At 67.2% G+C, this 20842-nt stretch carries 15 protein-coding genes; 9 read left to right on the forward strand and 6 right to left on the reverse strand.

Annotated elements, in window-relative coordinates:
- Positions 1-272 precede the first annotated feature (272 nt).
- Positions 273-2444 carry a PhoX family protein gene (locus HPA01S_RS08060; RefSeq protein WP_066268624.1) on the reverse strand — a complete coding sequence of 724 codons (2172 nt, stop codon included), beginning with the start codon at positions 2442-2444 and terminating at the stop codon, positions 273-275.
- Between the two features lie 444 nt (positions 2445-2888).
- Here HPA01S_RS08060 and HPA01S_RS23450 point away from each other — a divergent pair, with 444 nt between their 5' ends.
- The 5 genes from HPA01S_RS23450 (at position 2889) to arsH (ending at position 10480) form a co-directional block, all read left to right on the forward strand.
- Complete coding sequence (locus HPA01S_RS23450) at positions 2889-7772, forward strand: autotransporter domain-containing protein (RefSeq protein ID WP_169801514.1); 4884 nt, start codon at positions 2889-2891, stop codon at positions 7770-7772.
- Between the two features lie 211 nt (positions 7773-7983).
- Entirely contained in the window at positions 7984-8310 is a 327-nt protein-coding gene (locus HPA01S_RS08070) for an ArsR/SmtB family transcription factor (protein WP_066268627.1), read from the forward strand.
- 5 nt (positions 8311-8315) lie between these two features.
- Positions 8316-9344: an ACR3 family arsenite efflux transporter gene (arsB, locus tag HPA01S_RS08075; RefSeq protein WP_066268753.1), complete on the forward strand. Its 1029-nt coding sequence runs from the start codon at positions 8316-8318 to the stop codon at positions 9342-9344.
- Between the two features lie 4 nt (positions 9345-9348).
- Complete coding sequence (arsC, locus tag HPA01S_RS08080) at positions 9349-9783, forward strand: arsenate reductase (glutaredoxin) (protein WP_066268629.1); 435 nt, start codon at positions 9349-9351, stop codon at positions 9781-9783.
- The gene (gene arsH / locus HPA01S_RS08085) at positions 9770-10480 is read left to right on the forward strand and encodes an arsenical resistance protein ArsH (protein ID WP_066268631.1); all 711 of its coding nucleotides are present in this window, start codon (positions 9770-9772) and stop codon (positions 10478-10480) included. Before arsC ends, arsH begins: the two co-directional genes overlap by 14 nt.
- Here the strand turns inward: arsH and asd are convergent, their stop codons facing one another.
- Positions 10481-11383, reverse strand: coding sequence for an archaetidylserine decarboxylase (asd, locus tag HPA01S_RS08090; RefSeq protein WP_066268633.1), 903 nt, complete (start codon positions 11381-11383; stop codon positions 10481-10483). It abuts the gene before it with no gap.
- Between the two features lie 61 nt (positions 11384-11444).
- Here asd and HPA01S_RS08095 point away from each other — a divergent pair, with 61 nt between their 5' ends.
- Positions 11445-13103 (forward strand): aminotransferase class III-fold pyridoxal phosphate-dependent enzyme, encoded by a 1659-nt coding sequence (locus tag HPA01S_RS08095; RefSeq protein WP_066268635.1) that lies wholly within the window; start codon positions 11445-11447, stop codon positions 13101-13103.
- A 94-nt stretch (positions 13104-13197) separates the two neighbouring features.
- On the opposite strand, the gene HPA01S_RS08100 is transcribed toward HPA01S_RS08095, so the two are convergent.
- Positions 13198-13800 (reverse strand): DUF962 domain-containing protein, encoded by a 603-nt coding sequence (locus HPA01S_RS08100; protein WP_066268637.1) that lies wholly within the window; start codon positions 13798-13800, stop codon positions 13198-13200.
- Between the two features lie 123 nt (positions 13801-13923).
- On the opposite strand from HPA01S_RS08100, the gene HPA01S_RS08105 reads away from it, so the two are divergent.
- From HPA01S_RS08105 to rarD, 3 genes are all read left to right on the forward strand, one after another.
- Positions 13924-15210 (forward strand): glycosyltransferase family 4 protein, encoded by a 1287-nt coding sequence (locus HPA01S_RS08105; RefSeq protein WP_084360545.1) that lies wholly within the window; start codon positions 13924-13926, stop codon positions 15208-15210.
- 115 nt (positions 15211-15325) lie between these two features.
- Positions 15326-17593, forward strand: coding sequence for a PhoX family protein (locus tag HPA01S_RS08110; protein WP_066268642.1), 2268 nt, complete (start codon positions 15326-15328; stop codon positions 17591-17593).
- Positions 17594-17739: 146 nt separating this feature from the next.
- Positions 17740-18654 (forward strand): EamA family transporter RarD, encoded by a 915-nt coding sequence (rarD, locus tag HPA01S_RS08115; protein WP_066268755.1) that lies wholly within the window; start codon positions 17740-17742, stop codon positions 18652-18654.
- Here the strand turns inward: rarD and HPA01S_RS08120 are convergent.
- Genes HPA01S_RS08120 through HPA01S_RS08130 form a run of 3 tightly spaced genes read right to left on the reverse strand, consistent with a single transcriptional unit; the run spans position 18629 to position 20775 of the window.
- The gene (locus tag HPA01S_RS08120; protein WP_066268643.1) at positions 18629-19414 is read right to left on the reverse strand and encodes a BPSS1780 family membrane protein; all 786 of its coding nucleotides are present in this window, start codon (positions 19412-19414) and stop codon (positions 18629-18631) included. The genes rarD and HPA01S_RS08120 overlap by 26 nt on opposite strands.
- A gap of 13 nt (positions 19415-19427) precedes the next feature.
- Positions 19428-20435: a homoserine kinase gene (locus HPA01S_RS08125; protein ID WP_066268645.1), complete on the reverse strand. Its 1008-nt coding sequence runs from the start codon at positions 20433-20435 to the stop codon at positions 19428-19430.
- 10 nt (positions 20436-20445) lie between these two features.
- The gene (locus HPA01S_RS08130; protein ID WP_066268647.1) at positions 20446-20775 is read right to left on the reverse strand and encodes a DUF2782 domain-containing protein; all 330 of its coding nucleotides are present in this window, start codon (positions 20773-20775) and stop codon (positions 20446-20448) included.
- Positions 20776-20842: the final 67 nt, after the last annotated feature.

A 20842-nucleotide genomic window follows, 5' to 3' on the forward strand; every position in this document is an offset into this window, starting at 1 on the left:
CCCCCTCCCCCTCTGGGGGAGGGCAGGGGTGGGGGCCCGCATGCAGTGGCGTGGTCGGCGCACGAGCCCCCATCCCAACCTTCCCCCAGCGGGGGAAGAAGCGCATTCACGTGTCGACGCCGGAGCCGTGCCAGTGTCCTGCTCCCTCCCCCTCTGGGGGAGGGCAGGGGTGGGGGCTCGCATGCAGTGGCGTGGTCGGCGCGCGGCCCCCATGCCAACCTCCCCCAGCGGGGGAAGGGGCGCATTCACATGCCGCGGTGCGCGCAGCCGCCTCAGGTGCCCACCACACCGCCGTCGTTCTTCGTGATCACGATGGTCGCCGAGCGTGGCCGTTTGCCGGCGCCATAACCTGCGCTTGCCGGCCACTGGCTCTCGTACTTCGCCGGGTCGTTCACGTCGGCCATCTTCGTGTTCTCGCCCGCGTGCTGGATGTTCACGAAGATCGCGCGGCCGTCGGGGGTTTCGGTGATGCCGGTGATTTCGGCGCCCTTGGGGCCGACCAGGAAACGCTTGAGCGTGGCCGGCGTCTGCGCCTTGCCCACGTGGGTGGTCACGCTGCGGTCGCCGTGCTTCAAGGTCTTGCTGCCGCCGTCGCCGCGTTGGCCGGGCAGGGCGGCGAGCAACATGCAGTTGGTCTGGTCGGTGTAGGCGCCGTCGTCGGTTTCGATCCAGCAGATGCCGGTGGCCTTGCTGAACACCAGGCCGTCGGGTGAAGACAGGTCGTTCTCGTCGCTCAGGTTGGACAGGTTGATCTGCGCCTTGTCCGCGCCCGCTTCGGCGGCGAAGAGGTAGATGTCCCACAGGAAGGCGGCGTCGTGCGGTGCCTTCTCGGCCAGGCGCACGATGTGGCCGTTGACGTTGCCCTTCTGCTCCTTGCCGGCTTTCATGTCGGTGTAGGCGCGCGGGTTGGCGGCGTCGGTGGTGGCGGGCGTGCGGTTGCTGTTGTTGGTGAGGGTGAAGTAAACCTCGCCGTTCTTCGGGTTCACACCGCCCCACTCGGGCCGGTCCATGCGCGTGGCGCCCACGGCGTCGGCGGCCAGGCGGGTGAAGATGGCCACCTCGGCGTTGTTCTTGAACTCGAAGTAGGAACTGCCCGCGATCACCGGGTTGTTCATCGACAGCTCCAGCCATTCACCGCTGCCGTCGTCCTTGAAGCGGGCCACGAACAGCGTGCCCTTGTCGAGGTACTTGTCGCCGGCCGCGAGGCGGTTGGCGGGCTTGGCGTCGGCCGGGTCCCACTTGGCGTCGGACACGAACTTGTAGATGTACTCGCCACGCGAGTCGTCGCCCATGTAGGCCACCACCGGCTGGCCGGCGCTCACGCGGGCGAAGGTGGCGTTCTCGTGGCCCATGCGGCCGAGTGCGGTGCGCTTGCGCAGGGCTTGCGTCTTGTCGTAGGGGTCGATCTCGACGATGTAGCCGAACGTGTTCATCTCGTTGCGGAAATCGTCTTTGGCGCTGGCGCCGATGGCGCTGTTGTTCCAGCGCGTGTAGCTGTCGCTGGCGCCGCCGCTTTCCCAGCCGTGGCGGCTGGCCGCGCCGGCCTTGCGGCCGTAGCGGTTGAGGGCCTGTACTTGCTTGTCCTTCTTGCGTGCGTCGTCGTCCTTGGCGTCGCGGAAGAAATAGCCGAACCAGTTCTCTTCGCCCGAGATGAAGGTGCCCCAGGGCGTGCGGCCGGTGCCGCAGTTGTTGAGCGTGCCGCGTGCGGCGGTGCCGTCGGTGCTGTGGCGCGTCACCAGGTGTTCGCTGCCGCGTGCCGGGCCGTGGATCAGCACCGGCGTCATGGTGGTGATGCGGCGGTTGAAGGCCGAGGCGTTCTGTGTCGCCCAGGCCTTGCCGTCGGTCTGCACCTCAACCACCGAGATGCCGTGGATCATCAACTCCTTGTCGATCTCGGCCGCCGGGCGCGGCAGGGTGGAGGTGCCGCCGTTGGCGTGCAGGAAGAAGGAGCTGAGCTTTTCGTCGGTGGTGGCTTCGTGGTTCATCGCCAGCAGGCCGCGCGAAGCGAAGCTGTCGGAAGGGCGGCCGGTCGCGTCGAGGCCGAACCATTCGATGCCGTCGTGGTGGTCACCGGCGCGGTCGCCATAGCCGTTGTCGCTGCCGTCGTTTTTGTACGCCGGTGTGCTGGCGCTCAGCGGATCACCCAGCGCGTAGATGGTGCGTGCGGTGTAACCAGGTGGCACGGTGACCTGGTCGGCCAGGGTCTTGGCAACCGGCGTGAAGCCCAGGGTGTTGACCGGGGCCACCGGGCCGCCGGTGGTGGCGCAGCCGCTGAGGGCCGCCGCGCCGCCGAGTGCGGTGGCACTGGCCATGCCGACACCACCACGCAGCAGGCCGCGGCGGCTCAGGCGCGCCTGCAGCACGCTGTCAAAAACGGGGTTGCCGCTGGTGTTGGAGTCTTCGTTGTTGAAGTGGGCGTTGAGGCGGGTGTTGTCGTGGGTCATGGGGCGTCCTGGTGGGGAAGGTGAACGCGCCGATCATGTGCAAGCCGTGTGAAAGTTCGGTGACAAACCACCCGCCCGCCAGGTCGCTGCCTCGCTCGGCGGTTGCCGCACCAGCACGCCGCCAGGCAGGAAGGGGTCACGATAGTTTTCAAGTCACATCGGCCTGCAGCCGATAAGAGACGGGTGTGGGCAGCGCTACAAACAAAAAAGCATGGAGAAAAGCTGCCCGCTCGCCCCGAGGCGCTCGTCATCCAAGGGCTTGCCTTTGTTTACACCGTCATGCCAGGTCTTGTGAGCTACAGCTTTGCGTGTTTGCAGGCGGCCCCTCATCTTCACCGTCACCCTCGCCCGTCTCCCAACACAGTCCTTTTCATCCACCAGTTATCGGCATTCACCGGCGGCCGGTTTCCCCGCGTTTTTGCGCGCCGTTTTCGATTTTTATCCATGAACACTTCTCACCGCAGCATCTGGAACTCCGCACTGGGCGCCTGGGTCGCCGTTTCTGAAATCACGCGGGCCTGCGGCAAACGCAGCGGCGGCAGCGTTGCGCTGGCCGGCAACGGGGGCCTGGCACTGCGCCTGCACCACATGGCTGCGGCCCTGGCGGCCGCATGGGGGCTTGTTGGTGCGATGCCCAGCGCTCATGCGGCGTGCATGCCCTTCTCCCCCGGGACAATGGTGAGGTGCGATGGCGCTATGGCTGGCGTGTTGTCCCAGGTCACCAACATGACCGTGACCTTTGATGGAACGGCCAGGATCAGTTCGGTGCTCAACGGGCTGGCTTCTGTGACCTTCACCGGCAACAACACGCAGGTGGTCAACAACGGCGTAATCAACCCCTCCATGGACAGCGCCATTCTGTCGTTGTCCTCTGGCCTGTTCATCGGTAACACCAACAACAACCTCCTGAACATCACCAACAACAACACAATCCAGGGCACCTCTGACTCGAGGAATTTTCCGCTCACCACCTTGACCGGCATGGCGATTCAAGTGCGCAACGGCCTCGGCGGTACCACCACCATCACCAACAACGGCACCATTGCCGGCACGCCGCTGATTGGCATTACCGGGTTGGCAACGGCCGATATCCCGGTGGTGGGGGTCGAGGGAGGGGGCACGGTCGTGATGACCAACACCGGGACCATCACCGGCCGGATTTCGTTCCAGGCCTCGAGGCAGGGCAACAACTTCACCAACAGCGGTACGCTGACCGGCAGCCTTTCCATGGGTGCCGGTGCCGGTGCCGGTGCCAACCGCTTCAACGCGATCACCGGCTCGTCTGTCAGCACGGGTGGCGGCACGGCGAGCACGTTGTCGATATCGGGCCAGACGGCCAACTTCGCCGCCGCCGGTATCGTCGACGGCGGTTTGGGCTCCAACAGCACCCTGGCCCTGCAGAACGCGGTCGGTGGCGGTGCCGGCACCAACGGCAGCGGAACCATTTCCAGCGACAACTTCAAAAACTTCAGCAACCTGATCGTCGATGCCGGCACCTGGAGGATGTTCGGCCCGGTGCTGACCGGTACCACCACGTCCACCGTGCTCAACGGCGGCATCCTGTCGGTCGACAACGATGCGGCCCTGGGCACCGGGGTCATCACCAGCGCTGGCACGGGCGGCAACCTGCGGGCCGGGGCTTCGTCGGTGACGCTGAACAACCCCATCAGCATCACCGGCAGCGACCTGGGCGTCTCTGGCAGCAACACCCTGACCCTGGCGGGCCCCATCACCGGTCGCGGCGTGCTGAACAAGAGTGGCAGCGGCACCCTGATCCTGACTGGTTCGAACATCCTCCACTCCATCTCACTCGCCGGCGGTGTGACACAACTGGGTCACGTTGACGCACTGAGTGGCGGCACGTTCGATGGCATGGTCGCTGTCGACAGCGCGTCCACCTTGCAAACCTCTATACCGATACCGCTCGCCAACGACATCCGGCTCAACGCCGGGCTGACCGTGAGTGGCAGCTCCGCGCTGACCCTGAACGGCACCGTCTTCGGCGGCGGGTCGCTGAGCAAAAGCGGTACAGGCGACCTGACCCTGAACGGCGCCAACAATTTCAGCGGCGGCTTCAACCTCAACGCCGGCAAGGTGGTTCTGGCCTCTGCCGGCGCCATTGGCAGCGGCACCATCACCGCCACGGGGGGCTCCCTGGACCCTGACAGCGGCGTCTCGCTGCTGACCAACAACGTGGTACTCAATGGTGCGCTGACCCTTCCCGGTCGCTACGACCTGACCCTGAGCGGCACGCTGAGCAACAACGGCAGCCTGATAAAAAACGGCACCACCAACCTGACCCTCAACGGCAACAACACCTTTGGCGGCGGTGTCACCCTGGGGGGGGGCAGGCTCACCGTCGGCAACAGTGGCGCCTTGGGCACCGGTACGCTGAGACTTGCCGGCGACGCCAGTCTGGATGCCAGCAGCGGCGTTACCCTGACCCGCGACGTCAATCTGGCGGCCCGTACGCTGACCCTGGCTGGCAGCAATGCCATGAGTCTGACCGGAAACATCATTGGCACTGGCGGCAGCCTGGTGAAGAGTGGCAGCGCTGACCTGAGCCTCGCTGGCGACAACAGCTTCTCCGGCGGCGTGCAATTGCAGGCAGGCAAACTGGTCGTCGGCCATCACAACGCGCTCGGTCAGGGGGCCCTGATCGCCGCCAACGGCACTTCGCTGGATGCCAATGTGGCGCTGACCCTGAGCAACGCCGTCACGGCCAACGGCACGCTGAACATTGGCGGCATTGGGGATCTCACGTTGGCAGGTGCAGTCAGTGGCGCCAGCCTGATCAAGAATGGCAGTGGCCGGCTGACCCTCTCTGGCACCGACGCCTTCACCGGCAGTGCCCAAGTGAACGAAGGGACACTCACTTTCGCGGGCAGCGGCCCTGCCTTGAGCGGCAATTTGAATGTTGCCCAAGCTTCCAGCCTGGGGGTTGCTTCAAGCACACCTGTGACGGTGAGCGGCGCCGTTGATCTTGGAGACGTCTCCACGCTGTCCATCAACGCGCCCTCAAGCCTGGTGGCCCAGAGCATGCGCATAGGCACTGGCGTGGGCTTGAACATCTCGGGAATTACCGCGCCCAACCAGCTCGAACATGTGCTGATTTCCACCGACAACGGCATTGTTGGAGACTTTGGTTCAGTCACTGTCGGTGGGTTCTCCGGACCACTCGACTACCTCACGCTCAACACCCAAAAATCTGCGGACAACAGGCAGTACCTGGCCAGCTACGACCTGAGCTGGAGCGCTAAAAACTCGCTCGCCCATGGCAGCTTCTCTCTGGCAGGTGCGACGGACCGATTTGATTTGGGCGTGGGGCTGGCCGATGAGGCCGCGAATCCCACCAGCGGCTGGGATGGCAAGTCTTTGACCAAGAGCGGCGCAGGCACCTTGATTTTGTCGGCCGCCAACAGCTACACAGGAACCACCACCATCCAGGGCGGCACGCTGCAAATAGGCGATGGCGGCACAAGTGGTGAGCTGGGCTCCGGCTCGGTGCTCAACCAGGGCACCCTGGCCTTTAACCGCAGTGACAACAGAACGATTGCGAACACCATCACCGGCACGGGCGGTCTGAGTCAGATCGGTATGGGCACCACCATCCTGACCGGTGCCAACAGCTACACCGGCGCCACAAGCGTCAGCAGCGGCACCCTGGCGGTCAACGGCTCGATCGCCAGCTCAGCCGTCACCGTCAACAGCGGCGGCATTCTGGGCGGCAGCGGCACGGTTGGCACCACCACGGTGGCCGCTGGCGGCGCGCTGGCCCCCGGCAACTCCATCGGCACTCTGAATGTCGCCGGCAACCTCAGCTTCGCGCCCGGCTCGATTTACCGCGTTGAAGTCGATGCCGCCGGCAACAACGACCGCACCAACGTCACCGGCACCGCAAACCTCGACGGCACAGTGACCGTGCAGGGGGCTGCGGGCAACTACGCGGCCAACACGACCTACACCATCCTGAACGCCGCCGGCGGGCGCACCGGTGTGTTCTCTGGCGTGTCGTCCGACCTGGCCTTCCTGGACCCCACGCTGGTGTATGACGCCAACACGGTGCGCCTCACGCTGGCGCGCAACGATGTCAGTTTCGGCACGGTCGCATCGACGCCCAACCAGATCGCCACGGGCGGCGCGCTGGAACGCGCCGCCAGCGGCGCCACGGGCGACATGGTCACGGTGCTGGACGCCCTGACCGGTCTGTCGGCCGAGCAGGCGCGCGCCGCCTACGACGCGGCCAGCGGTGCTGGCCTGGTGGCGCTGCGCGGCGCCGGCGCACGTTTTGCTGCGACTTTTGGCGGCCAGCTGCAAACACGTCTGGCCAACGGGCAAGGCGGTGCGGCCAACGCACTGGCCAACGCGTTTTCCAACCGCCCCATCCTGCTGGCGTCCAACGCGCACACAAGTGACCTGTCGGGTCTGCTGACCACGGTGTCTGATGCGCCACCGCAGCGGTTCTCGCTGGGGTCCGGCGCGGTGTTGCCTTCGGCTGCGCAGAGCCAGAACCGCGGCTTCTGGCTGCGCGGCGCGGGCGGCTACCAGGACACCGAGGCCGACGGCAATGCCGCCGCCAGCCAACTGCGCAACACCGCACTGAGCGCCGGGCTTGACACCCAGCTGCCAAACGGCGTGGTGGTGGGTGCAGCCCTCAGCAGCGGCAGCTCGCGCCTGAGCCTGAACCGCCATGACAGCGGCAAATCCCGCGGCAGCGCGCTGGCCCTGTACGGCAGCTTGGATGCGGGCCCCTGGGCGTTCAAGGCGGCGGCGAGTGCGGGCTGGAACGACAACCGCATGAACCGCACGGTCACGGTCGGCGCGTTGAGCCGCACGGCCAGCAGTGACTTCAACAGCCGCACACTGTCGGCCTATGGCGAAGCGGCTTACAGCCTGCCCATGAACGGCTGGACCTTGAAGCCGGTGGCCGCGCTGTCGGTGACGAGGGACCAGGCCGACGGCTTCACCGAAACCGGTGCCGGAGCGCTCAATTTGCAGGTCGCCGGCCAGACCGTCACCTCGACCAAATCGCTGCTGGGCGCCAAGGCCAGCTTTGAAGCCGGCAGCTTGCGGCTGGAACCGCGCGCTGTCTGGGCGCGTGAGTTCGGTGACCTCGGCACGCCGATGACGTCGCAGTTCCAGGGCGCGGCGAGCGCCTCGCCGTTCCAGGTGTCGGGCGTGGCGCTCAAGCGCAACACGCTGATCCTCGGCCTGGGTGTCAGCGGCAGTCTCGGCAAGGCATTTGATCTGTTTGCCGATGTGCAGTTCGAGCACAACAGCCGCCAGCGCAATGCGGGGATGATGGTGGGGCTGCGGGGCCGCTGGTAAATAAAACGCCGGCATCCCGCCGCGTCCGCCCGGCATCGGCACACCCGGCGGCGCGGGGCGCGTCCAGCGTAGACGGCGGCCCGCGCGGCCCGGCACGCGGGCACCGCCTCGAACGTTTCTTTGAGCCCCCGTCACGGGATGGTCATGCACGTCTGAGATACTTCAACGATTGTTGAATGATTGAAGTCATGTTGAAAGACGGGGGGTTGCGATGGATGAGGTGAATGTGATCCGAGCGCTATCGGCCCTGGCGCAGGCCACGCGCCTGCGTGCCTACCGCATGCTGGTGGTGGCCGGCCCGGCGGGTGTGTTGCCAGGCCAGATGGCCGAGGCGCTGCAAAGCTCGCCCACGGCGCTGTCCTTTCACCTCAAGGAGCTGGTGGGTGCCGGCCTGGCCAGTTGCGAGCGCGACGGCCGCCACCTGATCTACCGCGCCGACTTTGCGAGCATGAACGGCCTGCTGGGTTTTCTCACCGCGCACTGCTGCGAAGGCCAGCCCTGCGCAGTGGACAACGCCGCGGCTTGCGACTGCGGTTGACGGCCATGGGGCTGTTTGAACGTTATCTGAGCCTGTGGGTGGCGGCCGGCATCGCCCTCGGTGTGGCCTCGGGCCTGGCCGTGCCGGCGCTGTTCCACTGGGTGGCCACGCTGGAGCTGGCCCACGTGAACCTGGTGGTGGCCGTGTACATCTGGCTGATGATCTATCCGATGATGATCCAGGTTGACTGGTCGGCCGTGCGCGGTGTCGGCCGGCGTCCGCAAGGCCTGTTGCTCACGCTGGTGGTCAACTGGCTCGTCAAACCTTTCACCATGGCGGCGTTGGCGGTGTGGTTCCTGCAGGTGCTGTTTGCACCCTGGATCGAGCCGGCCGTGGCCAGGGAGTACGTGGCGGGCCTGATCCTGCTCGGCGTGGCGCCCTGCACCGCGATGGTGTTTGTCTGGAGCCAGCTCGTCAAAGGCGATGCCAACTACACGCTGGTGCAGGTGTCGGTGAACGACTTGGTGATGGTGTTCGCCTACGCGCCCATCGCGGCCCTGCTGCTGGGCATGACCGACATCGCCGTGCCCTGGCAGACGCTGTTGTTGTCCACGGTGTTGTACGTGGTGCTGCCGCTGCTTGCCGGCATGTTCACGCGCCACCTGTTGCGCCGCCGCTCCGACGCGGCGGTGGGGGGCTTCGTGGCCGCGCTCAAGCCCTGGTCGGTCGCCGGCCTGATCGCCACCGTGGTGCTGCTGTTCGGTTTCCAGGCGGAGAAAATCGTGGCGCAGCCGCTGGCCATCGGCTTGATCGCGGTGCCGCTGGTGTTGCAGTGTTACGGTGTCTTCCTGCTCACCTGGTGGGGCGCGCGCCGGCTGCGGCTGCGGCACGAGATCGCCGGGCCTGCCTGCCTGATCGGCACTTCCAACTTTTTTGAACTCGCCGTGGCGGTCGCGGTGTCGCTGTTCGGGTTGAACTCCGGCGCGGCGCTGGCCACCGTCGTCGGCGTGCTGGTCGAGGTGCCGGTGATGCTGTCGCTGGTGGCCCTGATCAACACCTGGACACCGTCCCCCACAACAACCCAAGGAGCATGAAGCCATGAGCACCATCACGATTTACCACAACCCCGCCTGCGGCACCTCGCGCAACACCCTGGCCCTGATCCGCAACAGCGGTGAAGAGCCCGAGGTGATCGAGTACCTCAAGACGCCGCCCGGCCGCGACACCCTGCAGGCCCTGGTGGCGGCCACCGGCGGGTCGGTGCGCGACCTCCTGCGCAGCAAGGAAAAGATCCACCAGGAACTCGACCTGGGTGCGGCGCGCTGGACCGATGCGCAACTGCTCGACGCCATCGTGCAGCACCCGGTGCTGATGAACCGGCCCATCGTGGTCACGCCGCTCGGCACCCGCCTGTGCCGGCCCTCCGAGCTTGTGCTGGACATCCTGCCGCAGCCGCAGCAGGCGGCCTTCAACAAGGAAGACGGCGAGCCGGTGGTCGATACCAATGGGGTGCGCGTGCATGTCGCTCGCTGATCTGCCCCAGCTGGACTCCGAGGCCTTTCGCGTGCCGCAGCGCGCGCACGCGGCCGCAGCCCTGTCGCACCCGCCGCGCATCCTGTTGCTGTATGGCTCGTTGCGCGAACGCTCCTTCAGCCGCCTGCTGGTGGAAGAGTCGGTGCGCCTGCTGCAGGCCATGGGTGCAGAAACCCGTGTGTTCAACCCGGGCGGCATGCCGCTGCCCGACGACGCCCCCGAGACCCACCCCAAGGTGGTGGAGCTGCGCGAGCTGGTCACCTGGTCCGAGGGCATGGTCTGGTGTTCACCCGAACGCCATGGCGCCATGACCGGCATCATGAAGACGCAGATCGACTGGATTCCGCTGAGCCTGGGCGCGCAGCGCCCCACACAGGGCAAGACGCTGGCGCTGATGCAGGTCAGCGGCGGTTCGCAGTCCTTCAATGCCCTGAACCAGATGCGCGTGCTCGGGCGCTGGATGCGGTTGATCACCATCCCCAACCAGTCCTCGATCGCCAAGGCCTTCCAGGAGTTCGACTCCCACGACCGCCTCAAGCCCTCGGCCTACCACGACCGGGTGGTGGACGTGCTGGAAGAGCTGATGAAGTTCACCTGGCTCACACGCGATGCTTCCCCCTATCTGGTGGACCGCTACAGCGAGCGCAAGGAAACGGCGCAGCAGCTGATGCAGCGCGTGAACCAGACGGCGATCTGATCAGGCGGCGCTGCTGTCCACGCAGCGCCGCAGCAAGGCCTCGCCCATGCGGATGCGGTGGCCGTCCTGCACGCCGTCGCACAGGCCGAAGCCCGGCGGCGTGAACACCAGGATGGTGGAGCCGTGCTCAAACCAGCCCATCTCCTGGCCCTTGTCGTAGGCGGCGTTGCAGGGCAGCTGGTGCGGGCCGCGGTACTGCGCGTTGAGCGCCACGTCCACCGCGCGCAGGCGCATGCTGGCCACCAGGATGGCCGCCACCGGCACCAGCAGCAGCGGCGTGCCGTCGGCCAGGCGCGTGTGCAGGGCGGCACGTTCGTTCTTGCAGAACAGGCGTTCGATTCGCTTGAGCGCGATCGGGTTCACGTTCCAGGTGTCGCCGCTGTGGTACGTCACATGCTCCAGCCGCAGCGCGGCCGGGGCGTGGAAGCGGTGGTACATGGCCGAGGTCAGGCGCAGCGTGACGTAGCTGCCGCCGCGCAGTTGCTGCAGCATGGCCTGCGCGTGTGCGTCGGTGCCCAGCAGGTCGGCCAGCGGGTACGGAAAGCCCTTGGCCTGGAACACCTGGGCCGCCGGGTCGTCACCGATGCGCCCGCAGGCGCCGACGATGGCGTCACAAGGGCTGGTCAGCACCTCGGGCCGTGGGTCGATGGGGCGCAGGCCGGGTTTGAGTTCGCGCACGAAGCAGTCGTGCAGGCTCTCGAAAGTGCTCTTCTGCGCTTCGCTCAGGTTGATGTCGGTGAAGCCGCGCCAGACCGCCATGGAGGCGTCGCGCACCCAGGGATGGCGGATGCGGCTGAACCAGCCCATGAAGCGCGTGAGCGCGGCGCGCGGCACACGGTTGGTGAGCAGGAAGTTGATGTCTTCGTTGAGCGCCAGGCGCTGCAGCTGTCTTGAGATATTCATGTCCGCGTCATGTGTGCGACCTACAAAGGACACACATCAACCGCCCTGGAGCGCTTGCCGCATGTCCTACCTTTCTTACGCCGTGCCCCTGGGCTCGCTGGTGCTGGCGCTGCCGTACCTGCGGCAACGCCTGCAACTCTCGCGTGCCAAACACCGCTCGCTGGCGGGCCATTCGCGCATGGCCAAACGCCTGGCGACCTGGTTGCCGGGTTACGCCTACAGCGAGGCGCGTTTCTTCGATATCGATGGCGCACCGTCCGACGTGGCGGCGCGCCGCCGCCATGGTTTCGAGATGCTCGCCTCGGGCTTCGCCCGGCGTTACGCCAAGAGCCTGGCGCTGAGCGCGCAGGCGCGCGAAGGCCTGGCCGATCTGCAGTTCACCGGCAGCTACCGCGTGCCCTTCCAGTTCAGCCCCTATGTGCGCGAACACCTCAAGGTGGGCGCCTTCGTGCAGTCGGCCGAGGGCAGCAGCGTGACCGACCTCGACGGCAACCGTTTCCTCGACCTCACCGGCTCGTACGGCGTGAACGTGTTCGGGGTGGATTTCTACAAGGCCTGCATGGCTGAGGGGGCCGAGACCGGCGCCGCACTCGGCCCGGTGCTCGGCGCCTACCACCCCTGCGTGGCCGACAACATCGCGCGCCTGCAGGCCATCTCGGGCCAGCAGCAGGTGTCGTTCCACATGTCCGGCACCGAGGCGGTGATGCAGGCCGTGCGGCTGGCGCGTTACCACACGCGGCGCAAGAACCTGGTGCGCTTCTGCGGTGCGTACCACGGCTGGTGGGAAGACGTGCAGCCCGGCCCCGGCAACCCGATGCCGCCGCGCGAAACCTACACGCTGAAGGACATGGACGACAAGAGCCTGCAGGTGCTGCGCACGCGGCGCGACATCGCCTGCGTGCTGGTGAACCCGCTGCAGGCCCTGCACCCCAACCGCAACGCGCCGGGCGACTCCACCCTGGTGGACGGCAGCCGCAGCGCGGGTTACGACCGCGCCGCCTACACCGCCTGGTTGACGCGCTTGCGCGAGGTTTGCACCGAGCGCGGCATCGTGCTGATCTTCGACGAGGTGTTCCTGGGTTTCCGCCTCGCGCCGGGCGGCGCGCAGGAATACTTCGGCGTGCGCGCCGACCTCGTCACCTACGGCAAGAGCGTGGCAGGTGGTTACCCGGTGGGCGTGGTCTGTGGCCGCGCCGACCTGATGCAGCGCTTCCGCCCGGAGCGCCCGGCCGACCTGTGTTTTGCGCGCGGCACCTTCAACGCCCACCCCTATGTGATGGGCGGCATGAACGCCTTTCTGCGCCGGCTCGACACGCCCGAGGTGCAGGCGCTGTACGCCGATCAGGACGCGCGCTGGGACGCCCGCGCCCGGCGCTTCAACGACACCATGGCCGAGCACGGTTTGCCGCTGCGCGCCGACCACCTGCAAAGCGTCTGGACACTGAGCTACACCCAGCCCGGCCGTTACCACTGGATGCTGCAGTACCTGCTGCGCTGGCACGGCCTGGCCCTGAGCTGGGTCGGCACGGGGCGCCTGATTTTGGGCTTGAACCTGCAAGACGATGACTTTGAAGAAGTGCTGCGGCGCTTCGTGGCCGCGGGCAAGGACATGCAGGCGCAGGGCTGGTGGTGGCTCGCGCCCGGCACCACCCACAAGACCATTCGCCGCCAGGTGCTGCGCGAGATGCTGTCGGCAAAGATGGGCAAGCGCATCGAATGAAGTGACCTCGTCCAGAGACACCGCGCAACCGGCTCCGCCGGGGCGCTGGTGTCGCCCCCTGGGGGGAGGCGCCGCAGGCGACGCAGGGGGGCCTCTATTTCGTCGCCACGCCGGGGTCGATCAGCTGGCCGCGCATCAGGTACAGCGGCGCCTTGTAGTACAGCTTGATGTCGTGGAACGGGTCGGTGAGGATCTTGGTCATCCACACCAGGCCGGTCTTCACGTCGAACAGGAAAAACAGGTGGATGGTGCGGAACAGCAGGCCACCCGCACCGAGCGCGAGCCACAGCGTGCCAACCTGGCGGATGAACTGCGTGCCATCGGTGGGCGCCTCGAACAGGCCGAACACGCCGGGCACGGCCCACACCAGCAGCGGCGTGCCGGCCCACAGCGCCATCAGCACCACCTTGCGGCGCAGGTTGTAGCCAACCTTGATCTCTTCCTTGTGCTCGTGCGTGGCCTGGTTCACGTGGTCGTAACCCTTGGGCTCGAAGAAGAAGTGGCCGGCCTGGCGGCTGGTCATGGACACCAGCCAGGCGATCAGCGCGGACAACACCGGATCGGTCCACAACAGGGCATAGGCCAGCACGAAGCTCATGGCGCTGATGAAGTGCAGCGTCTGGTTGATGCGGCTGTGGTGGTAGTAGCGGTGGTCATCCCAGCGCTGGACTTCCAGGGTCTTGAAAAAATCGTTCACGAAAGGCTCCGGTGATGGCGAGGGTGGTGGCAAACGCATGACATGCTTGCCTGTGCGTGTGAAAACCCGGTGACAGGCGCGCGCTGTCATCAGCCTGTTGCAATGCCTCGGGAAGATCACTGCATGACCGATGTGCACTCAGATCAGATCCTGGTGGAGGAGTACCCCGCCAGCAGCCCTTCGCTGCGGCTGTCGGTGGTGACCGAAACCTGGCCGCCCGAGATCAACGGCGTCTCGCTCACGCTTTCGCGGCTGGTGCAGGGCCTGTGCGCCCGCAACCACCAGGTGCAGCTGATCCGGCCACGCCAGACGCGCGTGGACGAGGCCTCGCGCCACACCGGCTTTGAAGAGGTGCTGATGCGCGGCATGCCGATCCCGCGTTACCCCGAACTCAAGCTGGGCCTGCCGGGCAAACGCGCGCTGATCCAGGCCTGGACGCTGCGCCGGCCCGACCTCGTGCACATCGCCACCGAAGGGCCGCTGGGCTGGTCGGCGCTGCAGGCCGCGCGCAGCCTGCGCCTGCCGGTCACCTCGGACTTCCGCACCAACTTCCAGGCCTACAGCCAGCACTACGGCGTGGGCTGGCTGCGCAAGCCCATCGTGGCCTACCTGCGCAAGTTCCACAACCTCACGCGCCTGACCATGGTGCCCACCGAAGCCTTGCGCCGCGAACTGGCGGCCGGCGGTTTCCAGAACGTGCAGGTGGTGGCGCGTGGCGTGGACACGCAACTGTTCCGCCCCGACCGCCGCAGCGACGCACTGCGCACCTCCTGGGGGGCCGATGCCGACAGCCTGGTGCTGCTGGCCGTGGGCCGGCTGGCGGCCGAGAAGAACCTCGACATGGTGCTGCGCGCCTTCGAGGCCATGCGCGCCGTGAACGCCGGGGTGAAGCTGGTGTTCGTGGGCGACGGGCCGCTGCGCGAGAACCTGCGGCAGCGTTGCCCGGCCGCGGTGTTCGCCGGCATGCAGCGGCACGAATCGCTGGCCACCTACTACGCCTCGGCCGACCTGTTCCTGTTCCCCAGCATCACCGAGACCTTCGGCAACGTGACCATCGAAGCGCTGGCCAGCGGCCTGCCGGTGCTGGCCTTCGACAGCGCGGCCGCGGCCGACTGGGTGCGCCATGGCGCCAACGGCTGGCTGGTGCCGGTGGGGGACGAGGCGGGCTATGCGTCGCTGGCCGCCGGGCTGGCGAGTGAACCCGCGCGCATCGCGCAGGCCAGCACGCTGGCGCGCAGCCAGGTGGCCCAGCTGGACTGGCAGCAGATCGCCTGGCAGGTGGAGTCGCTGTTCCTGCAGACGCTGGGCGCGGCCGCCGCGCCGGTGCCATCGGCGCAGCCAGCGTCGCCCACATCGCCCACATCGCCGACGTCGCAGGCATCGGACACACGCGCCACGAATTCCGTGTGAAAGCTTGATGACATCGGGCAAGGCGCAGTGCGTTGCTCGGTCATGCCAACCGTCACGGCAGCGTCACGCAGGCTTCAGACACTGCGTGGGCTTTCTCCAACCACGGAACAAAAAAATGTCCCATCAGAACCCCGAAGAAAACCTCAACGAATCCCCGAACGAACACTTCGACGACGTGCTGCAACGCGCTGCGATGTCGCGCCGCAACCTGATCCGCGGTGGCGTGGGTCTGGCCGCCATGTCCACGATTCCTTTCATGGCCGCTTGCGGTGGTGGTGGCGGCAGCAGCGCTGCGCCCGCCCCGGCACCGGCGCCTGAAAAGGCACTGGGCTTCAGCGCCATCGACAAGAGCCTGCTGGACGACGTGATCCTGCCCGCCGGCTACACCTACAGCGTGGTGCACGCCACCGGCGACCGCCTGGTCTCCGGCATCCAGCCCTACAGCAACACCGGCGCCGAGGCCGACGAGTGGAACATGCGCGTGGGCGACCACCACGACGGCATGGACCTGTACTACATCCATCCCAGCGGCAAGTACTCGCCCACCGACACCGGCCGCGCCGTGCTCGTGATGAACCACGAAAGCTCGGCCGACGCGCACTTCTTCCACCCCCACGGCCAGACCACCAATGGCGTCAACGGCAAGAAGTTCAGCCAGTTCTCCGGCAACGGCGGCTGGGATCTCGGCATCCGCCTCGAGTCCGAAGTGCTGAAGGAAATCAACCACCACGGCGTGTCCGTGGTCGAGCTGGGCAAGGGCAGCAACGGCCGCTGGGAATACCGCCTGGACTCGCTGTATAACCGCCGCGTGAACGGCCAGACCGTCATGCGCATCGCCGGCCCGGACGCACACCTGGCCGACATCCGCAGCTTCATGGTCACCGCCTACGACACCACCGGTGCGTCTTCGCGCGGCACGCTGAACAACTGCGGCCATGGCAAGACGCCCTGGGGCACCTACCTCGCGTGTGAAGAAAACTGGGCCACCTACTTCTTCATGCCCTCGACCGCCGCTGCGCTGGACACCAAGACTCGCACCTCACGCTCGCGTTACGGCGTCATCAGCGCCGGCTTCACCGGCACCGGCGTGGGCTCGCAAGGCGCGCCGGGCCAGGGCTGGTCGGCCGTGGCCTCCGCCGGCACTGACAACCGCTTCGGCCGCTGGAACGTGTCGGCTGCGGGTGCCACCGCCGCCGCGGACTTCCGCAACGAACCCAACACCTTCGGCTTCAACGTCGAAATCGACCCGCTGACCAACGGCACGCCGGCCAAGCGCGTGGCCATGGGCCGCTTCGCCCACGAAGCCGCGGTGTGCGGCCTGCCGGTGGTGGGCCAGCCGCTGGCCTTCTACATGGGCTGCGATTCGCGCAACGAGTACATCTACAAGTTCGTCTCCACCGCCGTGTGGAGCGAGGCCGACATCGGTGGTGGCATCGCCGCCGGTGACAAGTACCTCAACGAAGGCAAGCTGTACGTCGCCAAGTTCAACGACACCGGTGCCGGCGAGTGGCTGGAGCTGAGCTTCAGCAACCCGCTGATCCGCGGCTACACGCCTTACGTGTTCGCCAACCAGGCCGACGTGCTCATCAACGCCCGCCACGCCGCCGATGCGGTCGGCGCGACCAAGATGGACCGCCCGGAGTGGGGCGCCGTGAACCCGGCCAATGGTGACATCTACTTCACCATGACCAACAACAGCGCGGCCAACCGCACGCCGAGCACCACCAACGCGGCCAACCCGCGTGCGTACACCGACCTCGACGGCCGCCGCCAGTCCGGCAACCCGAACGGCCACATCGTGCGCTTCAAGGAAACCGGCACCACCTCGACCGCGACCAGCTTCACCTGGGACATCTTCCTGTTCGGTGCCGAGTCGACCGCCGATGCCGCCATCAACCTGTCGGGCCTGAGCGCGAAGAACGACTTCTCCTCGCCCGACGGCCTCTGGTTCAGCAAGGCCACCGGCATCTGCTGGATCCAGACCGATGACGGCGCCTATACCGACATGACCAACTGCATGTTGCTGGCCGCCATTCCCGGCGCCGTGGGCGACGGCCGTGCGATCACGGTGAACAACACCCAGGGCTCGGCCACGGGTTCGCAGAACACCTTCATCGGTGCTGCGCTGGGTGACGCCAAGCTGCGCCGCTTCATGGTGGCGCCCAAGGGTTCGGAAGTGACCGGCATCACCGAAACCGCCGATGGCCGCGCGATCTTCGTGAACATCCAGCACCCGGGTGAAAACACCGCCGCCATCGGCACCAACGCGGACTTCACCTACGAGAGCCAGTGGCCCGGCAACAAGGGTTACGGCCCGACCGGACGCCCCCGTTCGGCCACCATCGTCATCACCCGCACCGACGGTGGCGTGATCGGCCTCTGAGTCCTCAGGGCTCGGTTCCAGGAAAGCCCGGCACTGCCGGGCTTTTTTTCGTGCGGGCGCGGCGGGGCAGGCCGCGGGGTAGGATGGCGCGCGCCTTCATGCCCCTCCATGTCCCCTGCGTGCTGCCCGCCCGCACCCCTGCCTCCATGAGCCTGCACACCCCCGCCGAGACGCGCTCCGGCGTTGCTTATTCCCTCGTCGCTTCCCTGCTGTTCGCGCTGCTGTACTACCACGCGACCGTGCTGGCGCCGCTGGGTGGCGCGGCCATCTACGGCTGGCGCATCGTGCTGACGGCGCCGTTCCTGGGTGTCTTCATCCTGCTGTCTCGGCGCGGCGGCGAGATTGTCGGCCTCTGGCAACGGCTGCGCGAGCGCCCGCTGCTGTGGCTGGGCATGCTGCTGTCGTCGGGGCTGCTAGGCGTGCAACTCTGGCTGTTCATGTGGGCGCCGATCAACGGCCACGCGCTCGACGTCTCGCTCGGTTATTTCCTGCTGCCGCTCACGCTGGTGCTGACCGGCCGCCTGTGTTTCGGCGAGCGCATCACGCGTTGGCAGCTGCTGGCCTGCGGCCTGGCCGCGGTGGGCGTGGCCAACGAGTTGTTGTTCGCGCCGCAGGTCTCGTGGCCGGCGTTCGTGGTGGCGCTGGGCTACCCGTGTTATTTCGCGCTGCGCCGCGTGCTGGGCAGCAACCACCTGGGTGGCATGTGGTTCGACATGGCGCTGAGCCTGCCGGTGGGCCTGTGGTTCGTGGCCACGCCGTGGCCGGCGGGCGCGGCCGAGGCGTTGCGGTTTCCGCTCTTCGGCATTCTGGCGCTCGGCGTGTTGAGCGCGGTGGCGCTGGCCTGCATGATCCAGGCCAGCCACCGCCTGAAGCTGGGCCTGTTCGGCCTGCTGAGTTATGTGGAGCCGGCCTTGCTGGTGCTGGTGGCGTTGTGGCTGGGCGAGCGCATCGCGCCGAGCCAGTGGTTGACCTACGGCAGCATCTGGGCCGCCATCCTGCTGCTGGCCGCCGAGGGCGTGGCCAGCCTGCGCCGCGTCAGGCCGCTGGATCTTCCTGCGTGAACACGAAGCTGTCGCGCACGCTGAACCAGATCGAGGCGTGGAAGGCCGAGGCCAGCAACAGGACCATGGGATAGAGCACCAGGTTGAGTGCACCACCGCCACCGAGCAAGGCGCCGAGCAGGCTCATGAGCACGCCGACCAGCATGAAGACGGCAATCCAGCCCAGGGTGTAGATCACCATCGCGCCCTTGTTGGACCAGCAGGCCAGCAGGCTGAAGAACAGGCTCTTGACCGGGCTCACGCCCTGCCAGTACACCAGCGCCGGGGCGTGCCAGAAGGCCATGAGCAGCGGCACGTAGAGCAGCATGGAAGCCCACAGGCCCTGGCGCGAGAACATCTCGCGCACCATCTCGGGCGTGACCTCGGTGCTGCCGGCCGCGTCCACCACCGGCGCGGCCTCGGTGCCGAACAGGGCGCCGACGCCGAACACCAGCATCAGGCCGGCGGCGTACAGCGCGCCCAGCACCAGCATGGCGCGGGTGCGCGCCGCACCGCCGCGAAACGCGGTGACCAGCGTGGTCGGCATGGGGAAGCGGCCTTCCTGGGCTTCGCGCGTGGCGGCCATCAGGCCCAGCGTGGCGGCCGGCACCAGTGCGAGCGAGATCAGCGTGCCGATGACCGGCACCAGCGAGAGCACCGATACCGAGGCCATGAACATGAAGAACAGGCCGGCCATGGCCAGTGGCTGGCGCAGGAAGGTCCGGGCGCCCAGCTTGACCCATTGCAGGCCGGTGCGGGCGGGAACGATGTTGAGTTTCATGCGGGAGCGGGGCTCAGGCCGATTGCAGCGCGTCGTCGCGCAGCAGGGCGGCCAGGGCCTGGGTGTCGCGCACGCGTGCGCGCAGGAGGCGTTCGAAGTGGGTGGGGTCGTGCGGTTGCAGCAGGGCGGCCTCGCGCGGCAGGTGCAGGTCCCACAGGCGGGAGATCCAGAAGCGCAGCGCGCCCGCGCGCAGCAGGGCCGGCAGCAGGCTGCGCTCGGCGGCCGTGAGCGGGCGCACCGCCTGGTAGGCCGAGAGCAAGGCGAGCGAGCGCGGGGTGTCGAGCGAGCCGTCGTGTTCCTGGTCGTGCAGCACGCACCAGTCGTTGAGGCAGACCGCGATGTCGAACAGGAAGGTGTCGCAACCGGCGAAATAAAAGTCGAAGAAGCCGGTGAGCTCGCCGGCTTCGAACATGGCGTTGTCGCGGAACAGGTCGGCGTGCACCGGGCCGCGTGGCAGGGCGGCGTAGGCCGGGCTCTGCGCCACGTGGTTCTGGTAGGCCAGCTCGGCGCGGATCAGCTCGGCCTGCGGCTCGCTGAGGAAAGGCAGCACCACCGGCACGGTCTCGTTCCACCAGGGCAGGCCACGCAGGTTGGGTTGGCTCAGCGGGAAGTCGCGCCCGACCAGGTGCATGCGCGCCAGCATGTCGCCCACCGCCTCGCACTGGGCCACGCCGGGCGCCAGGTCGCTCTTGCCGCGCAGCTTGTTGACCACGGCGGCGGGTTTGCCCTGCACCGTGAGCAGGATCTCGCCCTGCGCATTGGCCGCCGGTGCCGGCACCGGGATGCCGCGCTCGGCCAGAAACTTCATCAGCTGCAGGTAAAACGGCAGCTGCTCGAAACCCAGGCGCTCGAACACGGTGAGCACGTGCTCCAGCGTGGCGCCATCGCGCTCGCTGGTGACGAAATAGTTGGTGTTCTCGATGCCGCCCTGGATGCCCTTGAGTTCGGTGAGATCGCCCAGTTGGAGGGTGTGCAGCAGGGCAGCGGCTTCGTCGAATGCGACTTCGGTGTAAACGGCCATTGGCGAGGGATCAGAAGTTCAGGATGCGCCAGCTGCTGCGCCCGGCGTTGCCGCTGCGCTTGCCACCGGCGTCGGTGCCGCCCGCGTTGCCGTTGTCGGGCTGGATCTGGTAGGCGGGTGCGCCGTTCTTGGGCTGCACCTCGATGCTTTGTGTCTGCCCGCCCACGCGCAGCTCTTCGATGCGGGTGAGTTTGTCCTCGTGCGTGATGCGCTCGATGTTGTCGCGCGCCGACGCCGGTTCGCGCGGCGTCTCCGCCGGCGGCACCTGGGCCAGGGCGGGCAGGGCGAAGCACAGGCCCAGGGCGAGTGCGGCAATCGGACGGCGGGTGGTCGGGTTCATACGGGGGATTGTAGGCACGCCGGACCGCCCACGGCGGCGCCATGGCGAAACCGGTTACCGCTGGATA

Source organism: Hydrogenophaga palleronii NBRC 102513 (genome assembly GCF_001571225.1).
Taxonomy (GTDB): domain Bacteria; phylum Pseudomonadota; class Gammaproteobacteria; order Burkholderiales; family Burkholderiaceae_C; genus Hydrogenophaga; species Hydrogenophaga palleronii.